Below are 19266 nucleotides of genomic sequence, written 5' to 3'. Positions count from 1 at the left end.
AACTAAATTTTAGGCCGGAACCACGGAGCAAAACTCCGACAAAGCTGAAATCTAAAACAGCCTGGACGGCATGAGTAAAAAAATGAGTAGAAACGGACTGACGGAACGAGTGGACAATATCTATCTTTCAACTTTGAGTGAAATTCTTGATTCTGTAGCTCCCCATCACGATTTGGAACCCAGCCTCAATGCGATTCTTGAAGTTCTGTCCAAAGACCTCCACTTCCCGCGTGCATTCCTGGCCATCATGGACACGGAATCTGAAAAACTGAAACTGTCCATCACCCATAGCCCGGCAAAGGACTACACAGCCACTTACGCACCGGGTAAAGGTGTTGTGGGCAAAGTTTACGAAACAGGCGAGTCTGTCATCATCCCCAGAATGTCGGATGACGGCCAGATGCTGAACAAGGCGTTCAACAGATCAGAGGAAGAGCAGAAAACCCTGTCCTTCATCTGCGTTCCTGTTATCAGGACCGATTCCGACGGCAATCAGGAAGTAATCGGCGCACTGAGCGTGGACTCTCCCATCCTGCCCATGGACGACCTGCAGGAACACCAGCAGTTCCTCGAAGTTGTAGCCGCCCTTATTTCCAATCAGGTCTCCCGTTTGCAGGAAGAAATGTCCCTGCAGGCCCAGATGCTTTCGCAGGGAATGATGCCCGGTGCATCTGATGTACCGCCGCCTGCGGACTTTGTAGCCACTTCCAAGAGCATGAAACAGGTGCTGCGTCAGGCCCGCCAGGTCGGCCCCAGCCGCGCCACAGCACTGCTGCGCGGGGAATCCGGCACCGGTAAGGAACTGCTCGCCGAAGCCATCCACGCCTGCAGTCCCAGACGGGAAAAACCGCTGGTTAAGCTCAACTGCGCGGCCCTGCCCGCCGAACTGGTGGAAAGTGAACTTTTCGGTCACCAGAAAGGCGCCTTCACCGGAGCTTACCAAAACAAACGCGGTCTCTTTGAAATCGCCAATAACGGAACCCTGTTCCTTGATGAAATCGGGGAACTTTCCCTTGATGCGCAGGCCAAGGTTCTGCGCGCCATTCAGGAAAAGGAAATCCAGCGCGTAGGCTCCGAACAGCCCATCGCTGTTGATGTCCGCCTCATCTGCGCGACCCACCAGCCGTTGGAAAAGCTGCTTCAGGAAGGCAAATTCCGCGAAGACCTTTTCTACCGCATCAACGTCTTCCCCATCTTCATTCCGCACCTGCGTGAACGACGCGAGGACATCCTCCCGCTGGCCGAAAAATTCCTCGACATGTTCTCCGAGGAATACGGCAAAGAGATCAAGCGTATCTCCAGCCCGGCTATCGATCTTTTCACCCAGTATCACTGGCCGGGGAACGTGCGTGAGCTGAAAAACTGCATCGAACGTGCGGTACTCATCTGCGAGGAAGAGGTAATCAGAACCTACCACCTGCCCCCGACCCTGCAAACCGCCGAATCCACCGCCACAGACACTTCCCTTTCATTCGGTGAAGCCGTGGCTAAATTCGAGCAGGAACTGCTGGTTGACTCCCTTAAAAAGGCTCGCGGCAACATGCTGCAGGCGGCAAGGGATCTGCGGGTCAGCTACCGTATCGTCAACTACAAGGTCAAAAAGTACAATATTGACGTCAAGAAGTACGCGGGCGCGAAAAAGAAAAAATAGAGTATGCGCCTCTCTGCTCTCTGCGCAGCTTTAGTTCTGCTGATATTGATAATTACGGGGTGTTCCGGTGCGAAACAGGCACCGGAGCAACCCTTTATCGTTCCTTTTGATTCCGAACACATCAGCACCGACAAAACTATCTACGTATCCACAAAGCTCTATCCTGACGGCAGTGACGAACGAAATTTTAAATCCATCATCAATCAGGATTTCTACTTCGATAACAAAAACTGTACCGCCAGTGTACGCATGATCCTGAACCGCAGTGCAGTGGTAGACATGCCCGAAGTCGGCGACTGGTCCACAGTATCAATCGGCAACTGCTTAAGCGACGCACAGGGCATAAACTGCTTCACCGCCCACATTGACTGCCATTTGATTCGCACCACCTTCATTCCCACCGGGAAACGCAGTCTCTCCATAATCAGGGTCCGAAACCGGGCCCGTGAACCGCAGGAACTCTGCGAGCAGTGGGATCCGCACAATCTCAGTCCTGACCAACAGGAAGAAGTGGATAATTTCAACAGGACTTCAGATTCTTTGTTTACGTATAAATAAAAAAACTCCGGCCCTAAGACCGGAGTTTTTTGATATTACTGTGTGCTTGAATCTTAAATGGAATCGTAATCACTATCTTCGTCCGAGACAATTACTGAATTGGCTTTCCAAAGCTCTTCGGGATCACCGAAGTTCTTCTTGGCTTCACGGAATCCCATGTTGAACGCCTTGACGTTGATATCCCTGATCTTTGCGGGGAGCACTTCCTCAAGATTCTTACGCATGGTCCGCTGCTGCGCAAAAGGCAGCAGATAAGTTGCCGCGCCAAGCACGATGGTGTTCATGGCCTGAGGCAATCCCAGTTTGTCCTTAGCCAGCTTAGTGAAAGGCAGGCCGATGAACTGGTTCACCGGGGGCTGCTTGACCAGATCGGTTTCGATCATGAGCAGGCCGCCGGGCTTCAGGTTGCGGTAATACATGTTGCATGCTTCCTGACTGAGCGCGATGAGCAGATCGAGAGATTCAGCCTTGGGATAACTGATCACTTCGGAACTGATTACCAGATCGGAACGGCTGGCACCGCCGCGAGCTTCCGGGCCGTAGCTCTGAGTCTGGGTTACAAAGTAACCGTGGCCGAGAGCAAGGCCGGACCCCATGACCTTACCAAGAGTAAGGATCCCCTGTCCGCCGAGACCGGAAAGACGAATTTCAAATCTGTCCAGAGGTTGATTCTTCATTACGCACCTCCCTGACATTTCGCGGCCATCTGATAGAATTTTTCTTCAAGGCCGGAATCATCTTTCTGCACGAATACGCCGGAAGGAACCTTCTTGGCTTTATCCGCTTCGCTGAGCTTCTCGTAACGATCGATATCAATGACATCTTTCTTGAGCATCTTGTACATATCAACCGGGGTTCTGTACTTGTTCTTACGACCGTACTGGGTATGGCAGGGAGTGAGAATCTCCACCACGCCGAAACCGGGGTTGCTGATGCCGTCCATGATCATCTTATCGAGTTTTTTGACGTGAAATACAGTTCCGCGGGCCACGTAATTGGCCTTGGCCGCACTGCAGAGTTCCACACAATCAAAGCTCTGCTCCATCTGCCCCAGAGGGGTGGTCATTGAGAAGGAGCCTGCCGGAGTGGTCGGTGAGCATTGCCCGCCGGTCATACCGTAAATGTTATTATTCAGGATCAGCGCGGTAACACCGATATTCCTGCGCGCGGCATGGATCAGGTGGTTACCGCCGATAGCCATGGAATCACCGTCACCCATGACCACGATTACATGCATGTTCGGCTTGGCCATCTTAATACCGGTGGCAAAAGTCAGCGCACGGCCATGGGTGGTGTGTACGGTGTTAAAATCAACATATGCCGCAAGCCTGCCGGAGCAACCGATACCGGCCACCACACAGACCTCGTCCTTGGAAAGACCGAGACCGTGGATGGAACGGATCAGGGAACCGAGCACAATGCCGTGCCCGCAACCGGCACAGAAAACATGCGGAAACTTCTTGTTATGCCTTAAGTACTCATGAATGAGCTGTGTACCTTTCATATCAACCATGACTACACCCGTGTTAAGACTTTGAGGATTTCAGCCGGAGTAATGATCTGTCCGTCCACCTTATTGATGGTCCGCACGCTTACCTGACCGTTATTGACCCTTTTCACTTCCCTTGACATCTGGCCCATATTCATTTCCGGAACCACGAGAGTATGGGCTTTGGACATTATTTTCTCCGTAGCCTTTCGTGGATAAGGAAACAGGGTCGAAAGCTTGAGCAGCCCGGCTTTTACGCCGAGATCGCGGGCCTGTTTCACAGCCAGTTCAGCGGAACGGGCCACTGTGCCGTAGGCGATGACCACAACATCCGCGTCCTCTGTATCCACTTCATCAACCAGCTGCACATCGTGCAGGAACTGGTCAATCTTGCGGAAAAGACGCTCGTTGAGTTCCCGGACCTCATCAGGACGCGAGGTTGGGAAACCGTTGGTATCATGGGTCAGCCCGGTGACATGGAAACGGTAACCGGAACCGATGGCCGGCATGGGCGGAACACCGCGCACAGTTTCTTCATAAGGTTTGTACCATTCCGGAGGCATGGTCGGAACAATGCGGTTGAAGACCTCATATTCATCCGGGTTGGGGATGATGATCTTTTCACGGGTATGGGCGGTAATCTCATCAATAAGAAGGATTACCGGAGTGCGGTATTTTTCCGCAAGGTTGAAAGCCTCGATAGTGTTATCAAGACATTCCTGAACATTGGAGGCGGAAAGTACTATGATTGAATGGTCGCCGTGGGTTCCCCAGCGGGCCTGCTGAACATCTCCCTGTGCCGGGGATGTGGGCAGTCCGGTACTGGGTCCGCCGCGCATGACGTTAACGATAACCAGCGGAGTTTCAGTAATACAACCGTACCCGAGATGCTCCTGCATGAGCGAAAATCCGGGACCGGAAGTGGCGGTCATCGCTTTCCTGCCTGCCAGCGATGCACCGATAACAGAACCGAGCCCGGCGATTTCATCTTCCATCTGGATAAATGAACCGTTGGGAATCAGCGGCAATCTCTGAGCCATGATCTCCATAATCTCCGATGAAGGAGTGATGGGATACCCGCCGTAAAAGGTACAGCCCGCCAGAAGCGCACCTTCAACAACAGCCTCATTGCCCAGAGCGAAAATCTCTTTATTTCTCTTTTTTCTAGGTCTGGCCATGGAAGTTCACCTTATCCCTTTTGTTTACCGGAAGCGGCTTTTTTAGCTGCATCGCCGGAAGCGGCAGGCCCGTCGGTTTTGCGGGCGGCCTTTTCAAGGACAGCCCTGCATACCGCAGGAATCTCGTCATCGACCTTGGGACGAACCATAATCGCGAAATCCGGACAGTGCAGTTCGCAGAATCCGCAATTGATGCATTCTTCTTCCCTGACAACGACCGCTTTACCCTGATCGTTCAACTCCATGACCTTTGCCGGACAGAAGGCTGCGCAGATGCCGCATCCCTTACACCAGTCCGGAAAAATCGTAACCGTGCTATTTCCCTTGCGTTTGACACTCATAACCTGATCCAGGTTGAGGGTGACTCTAAAACCCGCTCCTCTAATCCCCTTGAAGCGGGTCAACCTCTCCAACAGCCCCGTAAACTTTTATTTTTACTGGGCCTAAATTCGGCCCTAGCATGGTAATACCGCACATGCAACAGGAATCGGAACTTTTACGACAATATTATAAAATAAGCACAACTTAATTGACATGAATATGCTTTGCACATAGCTTATGAAATGATGGGAATTATATTCCCGACTCCTTTTGATTGATTATCCAATCACATTTTAAATCAAAAAAAAGAGTCGGCAAAATGCCGACCCATACAAAGTCATATCCAAATACATGAAGCAGACTCACCTTTACTGCTGACTACCTACAAACATGTATGCAACAGTCATATCCGCTCCATGGAAATAAATCAGCCTATTAATTCAACTCCACCTCGTGCTTGAAATAAGCCTCCACCTTCGCCCGGCTGATAGGCCTTGAAAACAGGTATCCCTGCCCGAACTCACAGCCCAGATCACGCAACACATCCTGCTGCTCTATCTCTTCCACACCCTCGGCAACAACGTTCAAACCGAGATTGTGGGCAAGGTTGATAATAGCCTTTACAATTTCAAGATTTTCCGATGATTCATGCATCTTGCGTACAAAACTGAGGTCGATCTTGAGCTGATCCAGCGGAAATTCCTGCAGATTACTCATGGAAGAATAGCCGGTACCGAAATCATCGATTGAAACCAGCACGCCGGCGGCTTTCAAACGGTTAAGCATATCCACGGACTGCTTGGCCCGCTCCATAATTGCGGTCTCGGTAATCTCCACCTTGAGGTTGGAAGCGGGAAGATCAAATTCACTCAGCTTGGAGAGGATATTATCCACCAAAGCGGGCTGGGAGAACTGACGCGGTGAAATATTGATGGACATGAGCATATCAGCCGCATTGTCATATGTTGCCTGCCAGCTCTTCATCTGGCGGCAGGCTTCGGTAATGACCCAGCTGCCAAGCTCAAAAATAAGGCCGGACTCTTCCGCCATGGGAATGAATTCTCCGGGCATGACCAGTCCGCGTCGGGGATGATTCCAGCGGATAAGAGCTTCAAACCCCACAACACTCTGAGAACCGAGAGAATAGATGGGCTGGTAGTCCAGAAAAAGCTCATCCCCGGCAAGCATGGCTGCACGAAGATCGCTCTCAAGCTGCATGGCCTGCACCGCCTCCTCAAGCATTCTTTTGTTGAAGACCTTGATCCTGTCTCTGCCGGACTCTTTGGCCTGATGCATGGCCACGTTGGCATTCTGGATAATCTCTTCAGGCTTGTCATACTCGGTGGGACTGAGCAGAACGCCGTAACTGGCGGCAATATTGATCTTATGACCTTCAATGACCGCAGGATGATTCAGGCTGTCCCTGATGCGACGGACAATACGGATACCCTCACGCGGGGAGGCCAGTTCTTCAAGCACTACGATAAATTCATCACCGCCGAAGCGGGAAACAGTATCCAGCTCGCGAATGGTTTTAAGCAACCGTTTGGAAACTTCCACCAGCAGCTTATCACCTATATTATGTCCGAGACTGTCGTTGATGATCTTGAAACGGTCCAAGTCCATAAAAACAACCGCAAAATAATAATTATCCCGGCGACGTGAACGTTCCACCGCCTGCAGAATACGGTCGCAGCAGAGGGTACGGTTGGCGAGCCCGGTTAATGGATCGTGCAGGGCTTCGTACTGCAGCTGTTTTTCCATGAATTTACGTTTGGTAATATCACGCAGGGAAAGCCTCAAACCGAGCGATGTGCCGTCATCAGCAAAAACCTGATGCCCGGTAAGGGATACCCAGCGCAATAGACCGTCACGACGGAAAAGACGCATATCCGTACCGTCCGGTGAAGGGAAATTACCACGCAGGGCTTTCTGCCAGAAATCCCGATCATTCTTGTGCAGTATATGCTCCACCCGGACCGGACCTTCCATGAAATATGCCTTGGGGTACCCGGAAATACGTTCGCATGAAGGACTGACATATTTCACCGCCCCGGTGGGGCCGATCCACATTTCCCAGTCAAAAGTATACTCGGCAATGGTCCGGTACTCCTCCTCGGAGGCCCGCAGAGCCTTTTCCATCATTTTATAGCCGGAGACATCGGTGACGAACGCGAAAGTCAGCTTCACGTTCTCGCTTTCAAACAAATTGGTGGCATTAATAAAAATATCAACTTCACGTCCGTTACTATTCATAAAGCTGAGTTCAAACCTGTGTCCAAGGCTGTCATCAGTGCGAAATCTTTCAGCAGCCAGCTCACCGAGCACGGAACCGATCTCTACCCCGAGCATCTCCTCGCGGTTCAGACCGATCATGGTGCAAAAAGCCGGGTTTACATCCAGCAGAATCATGGATTCATCAATCATGAAGAACCCTTCCGCCGTTGTCTCTACCAACGCTCGGTAACGTTTTTCACTCTTCACCAATGAGTGGGCAGCTTTCTCACGCATGTGGATTTCGCCCTGCAGAACCTTGTTGACTTCTTCAAGCCTGCTTTCACGGCTGGCGATTTCTTCAGTCATACGGTTGAAGCGGGAACCGATCTCCAGCAGCTCAATGTACTGAAACTCGTCAAAACGGTATGAAAAATCACCCATGGCGACTTTATCCATCCCCTTGCGCAGCCGGGCTATGGGGTTGCGGATAAAGTAATCAATCAAAAAGCCGGTAACAATATAAATCACCGCCACGGACGTAAGGAAGGTCAGGCTGGAAACAAAAAGAATCCAATCAAGGTTGCGGCGATAGATACGGCTGGTCAGCTCCATGCGGATGGTGCCGATCTTTTCTTTGGAGATATAGAGGTCACGTTCCCGGACGATGGGATTATCGTCTTCTTCTCCGGGACGCACAAAATTGAACAACACTTCGCCATTCATGTCAGTAATCTTGAGTTTGGAAAACTGTTCGTTCTGGGTATATGCGCTGCAGACATGCTTGAGCGAACCCATATCAAAATTCCAGATGGGAAAGGTAACAGACTTGGCAAGCTGTTCTATGTAGTTGTCAGCCTTGTCCTCAAATTCCTGACGCAGCATTTTTGAACGGCCGAAATACTCATAAGCTGTAACCAGAGCGATGATAATGGCAAGGGCAAAGACAAGACAGGCGGAAAGATCACGGGAAATGGACCTCTCACCCTTTTTAAATATCGAAAAAGATCTTTTTGAAACGGCCTTATTTTCAGACATACCTTACTGCACCAAGAATCCCATTATCACATGAAAAACAAATAGATTGACTTGATATACTGTTTCCACAATTAGCTTTCAAAGTCTATAATTAATAATCTTTCATGGACAAAAATACAAATTCAGCATGGCTGACGAATCAGATTTCACCAGAAAGCTCCCGCTCGGCCAGAACAACTTCAGCTAACGCATTTATCACGCAGGCAGCCAGCGCAGAGCCGCCCTTACGCCCTTCAATAGCAATATAAGGAATAGATCCGCAATGCATGAGCATGGCCTTTGATTCAGCAGCATTCACAAAACCTACCGGCATCCCCACAACCAGTGCCGGAGGTTTCATCCTGCCCTCTTCCACCATATTCACCAGCCGGATCAAAGCAGTAGGTGCATTACCGATAACATGAATTTCGGGCCGCATGGTGTCAGCGGCCAGCTCCATGGCCGCATGAGCCCTTGTGGTCAAATTTTTCTTGGCCGAAGCAATAACATCCGGGTCATTCATCAGGCATCGCACATCACAACCCAGAGGAGTCATCCTGCGCATGGGAATCCCGCAGCGGGCCATCTCAGTATCAGTGGCAATTGTACATCCTGCGCGCAAAGCTTCAAGTCCGGACGCTACAGCATCAGGATGAAAGCGCACCAGATCAATCAGATCGAAATCCGCAGTGGTATGCACCATACGTCTTGCGATCTGCCATTCTATACCTTCGAACCTACGGGGTTCCGGAACTTCCGAATCAATAATTTCAAATGATTTTTTTTCAATATCACCGGGCTTTGCCACGGCCATAAGTTCTACTTTCCCGGACAAAAATTATCTCCTGACTATTTCGAGGGATGACGAAGTACCGAGCCTGCTGGCCCCGGCCTCTAAAAGTTGTTTAGCCTGATCGTATGTTTTGATGCCCCCGCTGGCCTTGACGCCTGCGGCATCACCCACAATTGAACGCATGAGCTTGATGTCTTCAACGCTGGCACATCCGGGAGCAAACCCGGTGCAGGTCTTAACAAAAGACGCTCCAGCTGTCACCGCCAGTTCACAGGCCAGCTTCTTCTGGTCATCATCCAGCAATCCGGTTTCAATGATCGCTTTGACCGGAACTCCCCCGGCACCTTCCACGGTAAGAAAAATATCATGCAGAAAAGCATTGCGGTCTCCGGCCTTCAGTGCGCCAATATTGACCACCATATCAAGTTCCTGCGCACCCTTTTCAACCGCGCGCATGGCTTCCAGCATCTTTACTTCAGGCAGGGTGGAACCGGAAGGAAACCCGACCACCGAACAGACCATGGACTTTTCCCCGGCAAGCAGTTCCGCTGCACGGGCGATATGTGAGGGATGGACACAAACAGACGCAAAATCGTACTCTACAGCCTCACGGCAGAGCTGCTCAATATCCGCAGGCACTGCCGCAACATTCAATAAAGTGTGGTCAATGTACGATGCAAGTTTGTCGATTTTGTCCATGTCCGCCTCCCGGCTGAAATTAAAAAACAAGCCCGGCTCCAGATACGGCTGGCTTCAACCGTTCTGACACGAGTGCATACTTCCCATTAGACAGACATTAAGCGATTATGAAATTGCGGTCAAAATAAAGTTACAAATAGAGAATGAAAAAGCCCCTACAACGGTAAGGGCTTTCTATTATTTAAAACTGTTTCCGTCTTGCCGACAACCACCTTATCCAGACAGAAAACAAAGCTGTCAACAACATGACTGAAAGTATGCAATCAACGTCAGTTCCGATGTTGCACCCGCTTGCTCCTGATGAACTTAAGCCCAATACCTGCGGGTCATCCACAACTCCGGGATCTTCGTTTGCATCGTAAGGGCCTCCGTCCTTAACAGCCGAAACCAGATAGTAAGTCGTATCCGGGCTGAGCTTTTCCACCGGGCTGACAAAAGTCCCCGTTACATCGGTCAGCCACCATTTACCGTCCTGATAATCCTCTAGCGAACTGTATTCGAATTCAATATGCGTTCCATTTTCATAAAGTTTGGAAAGATCCAAATCTCCGGCATTAACTTCCGGCAACCCGCTCACGGCGTAGCGCACACTGACCACGCTATCTTCTTCGGTCTGGATGCTGAATTCAGACTTATCACTATAAACGTTTTCAAACTTGGTCCCATAAACAGAGTTCAGACTTTCCGCGGTCTGAGACTGATGAATTCGCGAAAGCATGGTCGCTGCCGGAGCATTGGGCTGATCCGGGTTCAATCCTATTTCGCCCACAGTGGGAGCCTCCCCGTTCATGCCGCTCATGATCAAGGCATAAGGCTGGGGACCGTGCGCAATGTTGTGGGCGCTAACTTCGGCGGTGTAGGTGCCGCTCTGCGGTTTATTGATCTGAACCGATACTGTATTATTGACCCGGTCATAATCCGTAGCCGGAACTTCTGTCCTGAAATTAGCCGCTATATGCGGTACATTATTTGAGAACTGGTCAGTCCCGCCGATTTTGAAAAAGCCACGAGAATCGTTGCCGCTACTATATGAAATGTACAATGGTTCGGAAAGGCCCTCGATACAGACCAGCAATTCATCTTCCGTAACCGAAACACCCACAGGCAAGGTAATACGACCACGATCTGCATAATTATATTTTTTACAGAAAATTTCCTGCTGCACCGTTCCGCCGGAGACTTTATACACAATTATATTAAAGCCCAACATAAAATCAATTAGCGTATCATCAATAATAACCTCAGGAAGGTTTATTGATACCGAATCCAGAGTAGCCGGATACTTGAGAGGAGTGAAACGGACTCCTGCCAGACTTTGATCATACCTCCCACTGGTATCATTACAGTAATCAATCTTATCAAGCGAACTTAAATTGCGCGCTCCGTCAGGGTATACGTATGTGCCGTCCGGCTTGCGTACCCGCAGGTCGAGATCATTAACCAATCCTCCACCGGAAACCTCGGAACCGGGATAATCAGTCCAGCCGAGAGTAGCTTTGAAAGGCTTTTCGTCCTCTTTCACTTCAAAGGTAAAGTTTTTTTATAGCTGCTGTCAGTCGGAGCGTTGGTTGCAATATCATTATAACTAATCTTGTAGCTTTTATCCGAATTAATGCTTGCCGCGAAATTAACCCTCCCCCAGCCCTGTACATCGCTTGGGGCGGACTTTATCTCCTGCGTGGCCCCTGTTCCGTATTGTCCGGGAACCATTGACACAGTGCCATGAATCAGGCCGGTCTTGAGCAGTGCCGCGCTGGGGTATGCAAAACCCTCCTCCTTCTGGAGGTATTCACGAAAAATCACCGCAGTGCCGGAAACAAGCGGAGTAGCCATGCTGGTACCTCCCATCCAGTAATAATCATCATTGAACGGTCCCCAGCCGTCCTCTGTCGCATAAGAAGAACGTGTGGATAGTATGTTTGTACCCGGAGCGACGACCTCCGGCTTGTAGCGTCCGTCAAGAGTTGGTCCCCTGCTGGAAAAAGCAGCCATGCCTGATGGTTTATTCGACCTGAAGTCGGACTCGATGGGCTCGCCATACCCGCTTCCCCATGAATTGGACCTCCCCTCTTTCGCTCCTGTGCGGAAGGATTCCGAAGCCCCGACAGTTAAACAATTCTTCGCCGTTCCCGGGGAGTCCAGAGAATACTTATCAATAACCCCGTTGACATCTTTATCCACTCCGGCATTACCTGCTGAGAACATTGTCAGGAAATCTTTATGGCCCCACATAAACTGATCGACCTGCCTGGAAGCAGCATCATAATCAGAGCCATAATTAGCCCCCCAGCTATTCTGATGAATACGAGCACCGGCCACATATGCCGGGCTAAACAAGGCATTCAAATCTGCGGGAATTCCGACCATGGGGTAAGGCTTCACTCCTGAAGCTACAGACTGAAAATAAATTTTTGCCTTGGGGGCTACGCCTGCATAGCAGGTATCAGGAAAAAGATTCTTTGCCGGATCAGCACCGGACAGCATTCCGTTGCCGGCTACAGATCCGGCCACATGCGTCCCGTGTCCATCGTAATCTTTTTGTGAAACGCCATCACTCAATTTAATAATCTCAATAACCCTGCTGTTACCCTCGCCATCTGTGAAATCTTTATGAATATTATCTGGGTCACCGCTATCAAGACCGCTGTCGCAAATGGCGACAATCTGCCCCTCCCCCCAGAACTGGCTGTGCGAAGCAGGCCACGTTTTTTCCTGCTCCGAACGGAGTTGCATTATGCCTGTCCCGATATTGTTCAAGAACTTATTCTCGATTTTTCTTTCAATCCATTTAACACCCTTGATATCTTTAAGGCCTTCAATTTTTCTTTGATCAATGCTGATTTCAAACAAAATCTGCCACTCGTTTTCCGAACTGGAAAGAATGGTCCCTCCGGCATCTTCTACAGCCTGCTTTGCTGTGTAAAAATCTTCCCCCGGAAACACGGTAACGACCAGCTCGTACTTATTCTTCTGCTCTTTATATTCTTCAGGAGTGAGGTCATAAACATTCTGGGCAAACTTCAGGTCAGGTGAATATTCACCGACAAAGCGGACATAATCCTTCGCCCTCACGGTGGCGAGATCATCGGAATAAAACTTAACAATAAAAGCGTATTGCGGTATATAATCAAAAAATACTGCTCCTAATTTGCCAAGCTCGTCCTTCCAGATTTTATCAATCGGCCCTGTGAACTGCACAATATAATACTGATATTCTTTCTCAACCTGCTTCTTATCCAGGTTGAGCAGATTCATCTCGGGAGCTGGTGCTCTGCGGGCAGGTGCAACCTTAGCTGACTGGGCGGAATTATCCAGACTCTCCTTAAGCGGATCAAATTGCCTGTTCTGGAAATAAAGCTTTGGCGGGGCTGAATCGGCAGCAGCAACCAGATCGCAATATGAAATGGACAAAACAAACAATGCAACGAGCAAAAAGACCCTTTTCATTCCTTACCCCATTATTAAAAAACAGGTATTTGCAAAGACAATGCTGGTGACCGTGTGTCATTTGTATTTTTGATATCATAGTGAAGGTTTTAACAAAAGCAGAAAAAAGGCCCCGGCTTCATAGAAGTCGGGGCCTGCAAAGTCAAAGCAAATTCGAGCTCTTAACGGTCCCTTGCCTGATACTTGGCCATATGCGCTTCCATGCGGCGGCTGGCCCATGTGAGCACATAGCAGACAATAAAGTAGAGAATCGCGATGGCGATAAAGATTTCTGTAGGCGCGGAGAGGGTTCTGTTGTTGACCTGTGTTGCAGTACGGGTCAGCTCATTTACCCCAATGATGTAAGCCAGCGAGGTATCCTTAGTCAGTGATACAAACTGGTTAACAAAAGAGGGGATCATGTTCCGCAAAGCCTGCGGCAGGATAACGTAACGCATGGCCTGTACATGGGAAAGCCCGGTTCCCCTTGCGGCTTCCATCTGTCCCCTCGGCAGGGCGATAACCCCGGCCTTAACAATTTCACCGATATAAGCACCGGTAAAAACAATGAAGGCAATCAGGGCACAGTGGAATTCCGGCAGAGATCTCCCCAGCACAACCGGCGCCAGAAAATAGAACCAGAAGATGAGCATCAAAAGCGGTACACCGCGTATGACCTCAATATAGACAACAGATATGGACTTAACCACCCTGTTGCGGGAAAGACGCATCAACCCGGCAGCAAGGCCGATCCAGAAAGCACCGAAAATACCGAGCAGTGCCAGAATAATACTGGCAGCCAGACCGCCGATGGGTCCGTCAGGGAAGGCGCCCCAGAGAAAATAATCAAAGTTGTTCCAAACTACATCCCATTGCACGAGACGCCACTCCTAGTATTTAATTTGCAGCAGGAAATGCTTATTATACATATTGATCATGAGCGACACGATCAGCGAGATACACAGGTAGATAACGGTCGCCACGGTAAAAGCCTCGAACCCGTGAAAGGTGTAGGATTCGATCTGGCGGGCCATGTAGGTGAGGTCCATAACCCCGATAGTCATGACCAGTGACGAGTTTTTAATAAGGTTCAGCGACTGTGAAATAAGCGGAGGTATGATGATCCTGAATGCCTGCGGCAAAATGACGTAGCGGTAGGCCTGCAGGAAGGAAAGCCCGGTCGCGCGGGACGCTTCCAACTGGTTCTTGGGGATGGAGTTAATTCCGGCCCTGATTTCCTCGGCCACAAACGCGGCAGTATAAACGGTCAGGGAAATAACCCCGGCCGCAAATTCGAAGTCATGATCATAAAGCCATTCGTTCACCGCATCGGGCAGGATGGAGTATGAGCCGAAATACCAGAAAAATATCTGAATCAGCAAAGGCGTGTTACGAAAGAATTCAACAAACGCAAAGCTGAACCATTCAAAGGGCTTGAATTTGGACATACGCATAACCGCGACAATTGTCCCGAGAAGCATGGTAAATACGATGGATACCGCAGAAATCTGCAGGGTAACCTTGACCCCGTCGATAATCCACTGCCCGTATTGTCCGCTGAGAACCAGATTCCAATCAAACTGATAATTCAAAACATCTATCCGTTGTTTTCGGGAAGGCCGTGCAGGCACGGCCTTCCCGTTATCTTACAGGACTATAACCTAGTGCCACGCCTCAAAATAAATGCATATTTATTTTGAGAAAAACTCTCCAATAATGGTTTGTTCAACGCGACTAAAAAGACAGCCGGCTTAGGGCCATACTTCCATGTTCCAGGTCAGGGGCAGGTAGTACTTGGTGTCAGGACCGAACCATTTGTTGTAGGTCTTTTTGTAGTCGCCGGACTTCCACATTTTAATCAGAGCAACGTTAACTGCGTCGCGGAAGTTGGACTCGTTTTCAGGAAGACCGAGGCCGTAAGGTTCGGGGGAGATGTAGTCGCCTACGATTTCCCATTTTTCGGGGTTGGGGTCGGAATTCTTGAGACCGAGAAGGATGGTGGAGTCGGTGGTAACCGCTTTAACTTTACCCTGTTTCAGAGCAAGCATTGCCTGGGGGTAACCTTCGAAGGAAAGGACCTTACAATCAGGCTGTGCATTCTGGATGTTCTGCTCGGAGGTGGAACCTTTAGCGGTACCGACTTTCTTGCCTTTCAGGTCAGCAGCGGAGTTGATGCCGGAACCTTTTTTAACGAGCAGCTTCTGACCGTCCATGAAGTAGGTGATGGAGAAGTCAATGGTGTCGTCACGGGCAATTTTGTGGGTCATGGTAGCAGCCGCGAGGTCAATGGAACCCTGAACAACCATGGGGATACGGGTAGCGGAAGTTACGGGCTTGAACTCAGCCTTCACACCCAGTTCCTTGGCGATGTATTTGCAGATGTCGATATCCAGACCGACAAGCTTTTTGGTGTCTTCATCAATGTAACCGAAAGGAACAACAGCGTCTTTAACGCCACACATCAGAACACCGCGGGCTTTAACTTCCTGCAGTTTGTCGGCCATTGCAACAGATGCGCAAAGGGCCATCGCCAAAACCATAGCAACAATAATTGAGAGTCTTCTCATCAGGTTCCTCCTGAGAAATTTAAGGTTACCTACCAAAACACCGTCGACACAGGCGACAGTTACAAAATCTCCTTCAAAAACATCTTGGCTCTTTCATGTTTGGGGTTGCTGAAGAACTCCTCCGGAGGAGCCTGTTCAATAACTTCACCGCCATCCATGAAAATTACGCGGTCCGCCACTTCGCGGGCAAAGCCCATTTCGTGGGTCACGCAAAGCATGGTCATGCCCTCGCGGGCAAGGTCCTTCATAACATTAAGAACTTCGTTGATCATTTCCGGGTCCAGCGCGGAAGTGGGTTCGTCAAAAAGCATGGCTTTGGGCTTCATGGCCAGAGCCCTTGCAATGGCGACACGCTGCTGCTGTCCACCGGAAAGTTCTGCGGGATACTTATGAGCCTGATCGTGGATGCCCACTCTTTCAAGAAGGTAAAGTGCTGTTTCCTCGGCTTCAGCCTTGGGGACATTGCGCACTTTAAGCGGGGCGAGAGTTACGTTGTCCAGAACGGTCAGGTGGGGATAAAGGTTGAACTGCTGAAAAACAATGCCGATTTCGGCGCGCAGCTCATTGATATTTACACTCTTGTCAAGAATGTCCTTATCATCAAAAGTAATTGTCCCTTTCTGGTAATCTTCAAGCCTGTTGATACAACGGATGAAAGTACTCTTACCGGAGCCGCTGGGCCCACAGATAACAAGTACTTCACCTTTGTCTACATGGTCATTGATACCTTTTAAAACATGGAAATCCCCGTACCACTTGTGGAGATTCTTAATTTCAATCATCGCCATAATGCTTAACTCCAAACACCCGTACCGTTTATAAGTTCAGAACCGGCCGCAATGGTAAAAAAACGCGTAAATTCGAGATTACGACCGCCATTCTTAAAGCTCGCGTTAAAATCGCCCGGAATTCAGGATTGAGAGACTTTTATAGCCTAAAACAAAGAAAAGTCAAGGAATTAACCCTGTTTTTGCATTTATGTACAATTGAAAAACCAATTTGCCACCCATGCAAAAAACCACATTTTCAACAAGTACTCACCCCGGCCTCAAAACCTCTGCATTCAAGCAAACACAACCCTTTTCAGACTTAGGATGCATATAACACTTTTGGTCGAACATGTGAAATAAATATACAAAAAAGATAAATATTTTTCCGAAAAAAACAACTTGAATTGCTGATTTTATTTTTTTTACGATTTTAAGCGAATTTTCAACGCAAATATCGCTCCTGCACAGAAAAGCTTTACCATTGTTGTAAATCTATTGATTGATCAAACAATCTACACCCTGCCTATCAAGATTTTTAATAAATAATGCACATGACAGATTTCAGGCACAAAAAAAACGGGAGCAGGCATAACACCTGCTCCCGTCGGGTAAACAATATGATTAAAATTAACTATTCGTCGGTGATAAATGCCACCGCACAGGCTCCCGGCCCGCTGTGGATACCAAGCACCGGAGAAGCTTCAACAATAAATTCCGGATCGGCACCAAACTCATCCTTGAGGATCTTCCTGAATCTTTCTGCAGTTTCAGGAGTATCAGCATGGGAGATGGCATATCTGAAGTTACCACGACCGTATGCATTCTCCTTGACCAGCTTGATCAGGGCATCTTCCTGACGCTTAACACCAAAAGATTTGGCAACCACCTTCGGCTGACCTTCTCCGGCAAACTGCAGGATGGGCTTGATGTTCAGAGCCTTGGCAATCATGCCCTGCCCCTTGCTGAGACGACCGCCGCGCACGGCGTAATCAAGACAGTCGATAGTTACGAAAATCTTTACATTCTCAACAGCACGGTCGGCAACCCTGCGGACCTCGGCAGCGGTAGCACCGTTCTTGGCTGCGCGGGCAGCTTCAAGCACAGGCAGTCCGAGAGCAATGGAAAGCTTCTTACTGTCGATTGCGGAAACATTATCAAAAGGGTTGCTCACGGTCAGTGCATTCTGGAAAGTTCCGCTGAGAACCTTACCCACATGAAGTGAGACAACATCTTCGTAATCAGAAGAGACCTTGGCGTAGGCCCGCTTCATATCACCGGGATAAGGCTGCGAAGAAAGCGCGCGCCTGGTACCGGGAAGCATCTTATAGAAATCACCGGAATTAAGGGTTACCCGGTCAATGAATTCCTGTTCATCAAGAGTAAGACGCATGTGAACCATGCGGATGTCATACTTTTCAATAACTTCATCAGGAAGGTCGCAGGTGCTGTCAGTGAGAATACCGACCTTGCGGTCATCAGCCAGCAGGCGTTTATGCTGAATCAGCATGTCGTCCACTTTACGCTTCACAACTTCACCATACCCGCTGACGATGGCTTCCACCGCATCGGGATCGTTGGTGTGAATGTGGATCTTCACCGACCCGGGAGTTCCGGCCACAATCAGGCTGTCGCCCATGTCACTGATGGAATCGCGGATGGCTGCGCGGTCGATATCCTTACCTTTGATAAGAAATTCAGTACAAAAGCGGAAATCAAGGGACTCCACCGCAACCTTGTCCTGCACATTGGCAAAGGATTTGGAGTTGCGGGAATCAGGCAGAAAACTCTTTTCGATCTTTCCGTTCTCCAGCAGGTCCACAATGCCTTCCAGCAGGTAAACAAACCCCTGCGCCCCGGCATCCACAACCCCGGCAGCCTTGAGCACTGCCATCTTCTCTGTGGTGCATTTAACTGAGTTGCGTGCGTAGTCAAGAGAATCGGAAAGCAGATGATGAAAATCGCGGTAGCTTTCACCGTTTGCATGCAGATGTTCGGCCCAGTCACGGATAACACTAAGGATAGTGCCGTCCTTGGGATCGGAAATAGCCTCACAGGAACGCTTGGCAGCCACGGATGCGGCCTTGGCGAAATCTGCGGGAGAAAGCTTGGGCATATCTTTCACACCCTCGGCGAAACCGCACAGGAACTGGGCCAGAATGGCACCGGAGTTGCCTTTGGCTCCGTCAAGTGCGGAATCCGCGATGAGTGCGGTCATTTTTTCGATGGATCGCTCCACGGATTTACCGGTGGAGCTGACGATGCTGCGCATGGTCCCGGCCATATTGGCCCCGGTATCACCGTCGGGAACCGGAAAGACATTGATAGCATCAAGATGCGGGGAATTGGCTATAAGTTTGCTAGCGGCGGCCACAACTCCCCTCCTGAAGCGGACACCGTCAACATAGTCAATTTTCACAGTATTTGCTGTAGTCATATATAAAAAGAGCTAAATATTTTTTTCTTGGTGGCACATTAAACATTGTAACATTCGTCACAAAAACCAATCTTTATTTGCATACAATATATGCAAAGATCAAGTTATTACAAAAATAAATTCACTTGCGTTTATTTGAAACAACCATA

16 protein-coding genes are annotated in these 19266 nt (G+C 49.4%); 2 read left to right on the top strand and 14 right to left on the bottom strand.

Annotated features, from left to right (window positions below; translation table 11 throughout):
- Nucleotides 1–82 precede the first annotated feature (82 nt).
- Together FMR86_RS07365 and FMR86_RS07360 are read left to right on the top strand one after the other, a co-directional pair.
- Nucleotides 83–1651, top strand: coding sequence for a sigma-54-dependent Fis family transcriptional regulator (locus tag FMR86_RS07365; protein WP_163350449.1), 1569 nt, complete (start codon nucleotides 83–85; stop codon nucleotides 1649–1651).
- 3 nt (nucleotides 1652–1654) lie between these two features.
- Nucleotides 1655–2209 (top strand): hypothetical protein, encoded by a 555-nt coding sequence (locus FMR86_RS07360; protein ID WP_163350448.1) that lies wholly within the window; start codon nucleotides 1655–1657, stop codon nucleotides 2207–2209.
- 53 nt (nucleotides 2210–2262) lie between these two features.
- On the opposite strand, the gene FMR86_RS07355 is transcribed toward FMR86_RS07360, so the two are convergent.
- From FMR86_RS07355 to FMR86_RS07290, 14 genes are all read right to left on the bottom strand, one after another.
- Nucleotides 2263–2886: a 2-oxoacid:acceptor oxidoreductase family protein gene (locus FMR86_RS07355; RefSeq protein WP_163350447.1), complete on the bottom strand. Its 624-nt coding sequence runs from the start codon at nucleotides 2884–2886 to the stop codon at nucleotides 2263–2265.
- Nucleotides 2886–3722: a 2-oxoacid:ferredoxin oxidoreductase subunit beta gene (locus FMR86_RS07350; RefSeq protein ID WP_163350446.1), complete on the bottom strand. Its 837-nt coding sequence runs from the start codon at nucleotides 3720–3722 to the stop codon at nucleotides 2886–2888. Before FMR86_RS07350 ends, FMR86_RS07355 begins: the two co-directional genes overlap by 1 nt.
- Before the next feature lie 2 nt (nucleotides 3723–3724).
- Entirely contained in the window at nucleotides 3725–4876 is a 1152-nt protein-coding gene (locus tag FMR86_RS07345; protein WP_163350445.1) for a 2-oxoacid:acceptor oxidoreductase subunit alpha, read from the bottom strand.
- A gap of 11 nt (nucleotides 4877–4887) precedes the next feature.
- Nucleotides 4888–5217: a ferredoxin family protein gene (locus FMR86_RS07340; RefSeq protein WP_163350444.1), complete on the bottom strand. Its 330-nt coding sequence runs from the start codon at nucleotides 5215–5217 to the stop codon at nucleotides 4888–4890.
- 415 nt (nucleotides 5218–5632) lie between these two features.
- Nucleotides 5633–8449 carry an EAL domain-containing protein gene (locus FMR86_RS07335; RefSeq protein WP_163350443.1) on the bottom strand — a complete coding sequence of 939 codons (2817 nt, stop codon included), beginning with the start codon at nucleotides 8447–8449 and terminating at the stop codon, nucleotides 5633–5635.
- 139 nt (nucleotides 8450–8588) lie between these two features.
- Nucleotides 8589–9263: a precorrin-8X methylmutase gene (locus FMR86_RS07330; RefSeq protein WP_163350442.1), complete on the bottom strand. Its 675-nt coding sequence runs from the start codon at nucleotides 9261–9263 to the stop codon at nucleotides 8589–8591.
- 3 nt (nucleotides 9264–9266) lie between these two features.
- Nucleotides 9267–9920 carry a deoxyribose-phosphate aldolase gene (deoC, locus tag FMR86_RS07325; RefSeq protein WP_163350441.1) on the bottom strand — a complete coding sequence of 218 codons (654 nt, stop codon included), beginning with the start codon at nucleotides 9918–9920 and terminating at the stop codon, nucleotides 9267–9269.
- A 181-nt stretch (nucleotides 9921–10101) separates the two neighbouring features.
- Complete coding sequence (locus tag FMR86_RS07320; RefSeq protein ID WP_163350440.1) at nucleotides 10102–11442, bottom strand: hypothetical protein; 1341 nt, start codon at nucleotides 11440–11442, stop codon at nucleotides 10102–10104.
- Nucleotides 11439–13367, bottom strand: a complete 1929-nt coding sequence (locus FMR86_RS07315) for a S8 family serine peptidase (protein WP_163350439.1) — start codon at nucleotides 13365–13367, stop codon at nucleotides 11439–11441. The genes FMR86_RS07320 and FMR86_RS07315 overlap by 4 nt, the downstream gene beginning before the upstream one ends.
- Before the next feature lie 161 nt (nucleotides 13368–13528).
- Nucleotides 13529–14224 carry an amino acid ABC transporter permease gene (locus FMR86_RS07310; RefSeq protein ID WP_163350438.1) on the bottom strand — a complete coding sequence of 232 codons (696 nt, stop codon included), beginning with the start codon at nucleotides 14222–14224 and terminating at the stop codon, nucleotides 13529–13531.
- 12 nt (nucleotides 14225–14236) lie between these two features.
- Entirely contained in the window at nucleotides 14237–14938 is a 702-nt protein-coding gene (locus FMR86_RS07305) for an amino acid ABC transporter permease (RefSeq protein WP_163350437.1), read from the bottom strand.
- Nucleotides 14939–15097: 159 nt separating this feature from the next.
- The gene (locus FMR86_RS07300) at nucleotides 15098–15913 is read right to left on the bottom strand and encodes an ABC transporter substrate-binding protein (protein ID WP_163350436.1); all 816 of its coding nucleotides are present in this window, start codon (nucleotides 15911–15913) and stop codon (nucleotides 15098–15100) included.
- Between the two features lie 59 nt (nucleotides 15914–15972).
- Nucleotides 15973–16701: an amino acid ABC transporter ATP-binding protein gene (locus tag FMR86_RS07295; RefSeq protein ID WP_163350435.1), complete on the bottom strand. Its 729-nt coding sequence runs from the start codon at nucleotides 16699–16701 to the stop codon at nucleotides 15973–15975.
- A gap of 613 nt (nucleotides 16702–17314) precedes the next feature.
- Entirely contained in the window at nucleotides 17315–19054 is a 1740-nt protein-coding gene (locus FMR86_RS07290; protein ID WP_373682457.1) for a DAK2 domain-containing protein, read from the bottom strand.
- Between the last annotated feature and the right edge of the window lie 212 nt (nucleotides 19055–19266).

Origin of the sequence: Desulfovibrio sp. JC010, assembly GCF_010470675.1 — a bacterium.
GTDB lineage: Bacteria > Desulfobacterota > Desulfovibrionia > Desulfovibrionales > Desulfovibrionaceae > Maridesulfovibrio.
The sequence above is the reverse complement of the archived record's forward strand: the minus strand, read 5'-3'. Positions and strand labels throughout refer to the sequence as shown.

Bases quoted from the DNA above. Each gene is read 5' to 3' on its own strand.
- FMR86_RS07340 (WP_163350444.1), bottom strand. From the start codon at position 5,217: ATGAGTGTCAAACGCAAGGGAAATAGCACGGTTACGATTTTTCCGGAC.
- FMR86_RS07365 (WP_163350449.1), top strand. From the start codon at position 83: ATGAGTAGAAACGGACTGACGGAACGAGTGGACAATATCTATCTTTCA.
- FMR86_RS07300 (WP_163350436.1), bottom strand. From the start codon at position 15,913: ATGAGAAGACTCTCAATTATTGTTGCTATGGTTTTGGCGATGGCCCTT.
- FMR86_RS07350 (WP_163350446.1), bottom strand. From the start codon at position 3,722: ATGGTTGATATGAAAGGTACACAGCTCATTCATGAGTACTTAAGGCAT.
- FMR86_RS07315 (WP_163350439.1), bottom strand. From the start codon at position 13,367: ATGAAAAGGGTCTTTTTGCTCGTTGCATTGTTTGTTTTGTCCATTTCA.
- FMR86_RS07355 (WP_163350447.1), bottom strand. From the start codon at position 2,886: ATGAAGAATCAACCTCTGGACAGATTTGAAATTCGTCTTTCCGGTCTC.
- FMR86_RS07345 (WP_163350445.1), bottom strand. From the start codon at position 4,876: ATGGCCAGACCTAGAAAAAAGAGAAATAAAGAGATTTTCGCTCTGGGC.
- FMR86_RS07335 (WP_163350443.1), bottom strand. From the start codon at position 8,449: ATGTCTGAAAATAAGGCCGTTTCAAAAAGATCTTTTTCGATATTTAAA.
- FMR86_RS07295 (WP_163350435.1), bottom strand. From the start codon at position 16,701: ATGGCGATGATTGAAATTAAGAATCTCCACAAGTGGTACGGGGATTTC.
- FMR86_RS07360 (WP_163350448.1), top strand. From the start codon at position 1,655: ATGCGCCTCTCTGCTCTCTGCGCAGCTTTAGTTCTGCTGATATTGATA.
- deoC (WP_163350441.1), bottom strand. From the start codon at position 9,920: ATGGACAAAATCGACAAACTTGCATCGTACATTGACCACACTTTATTG.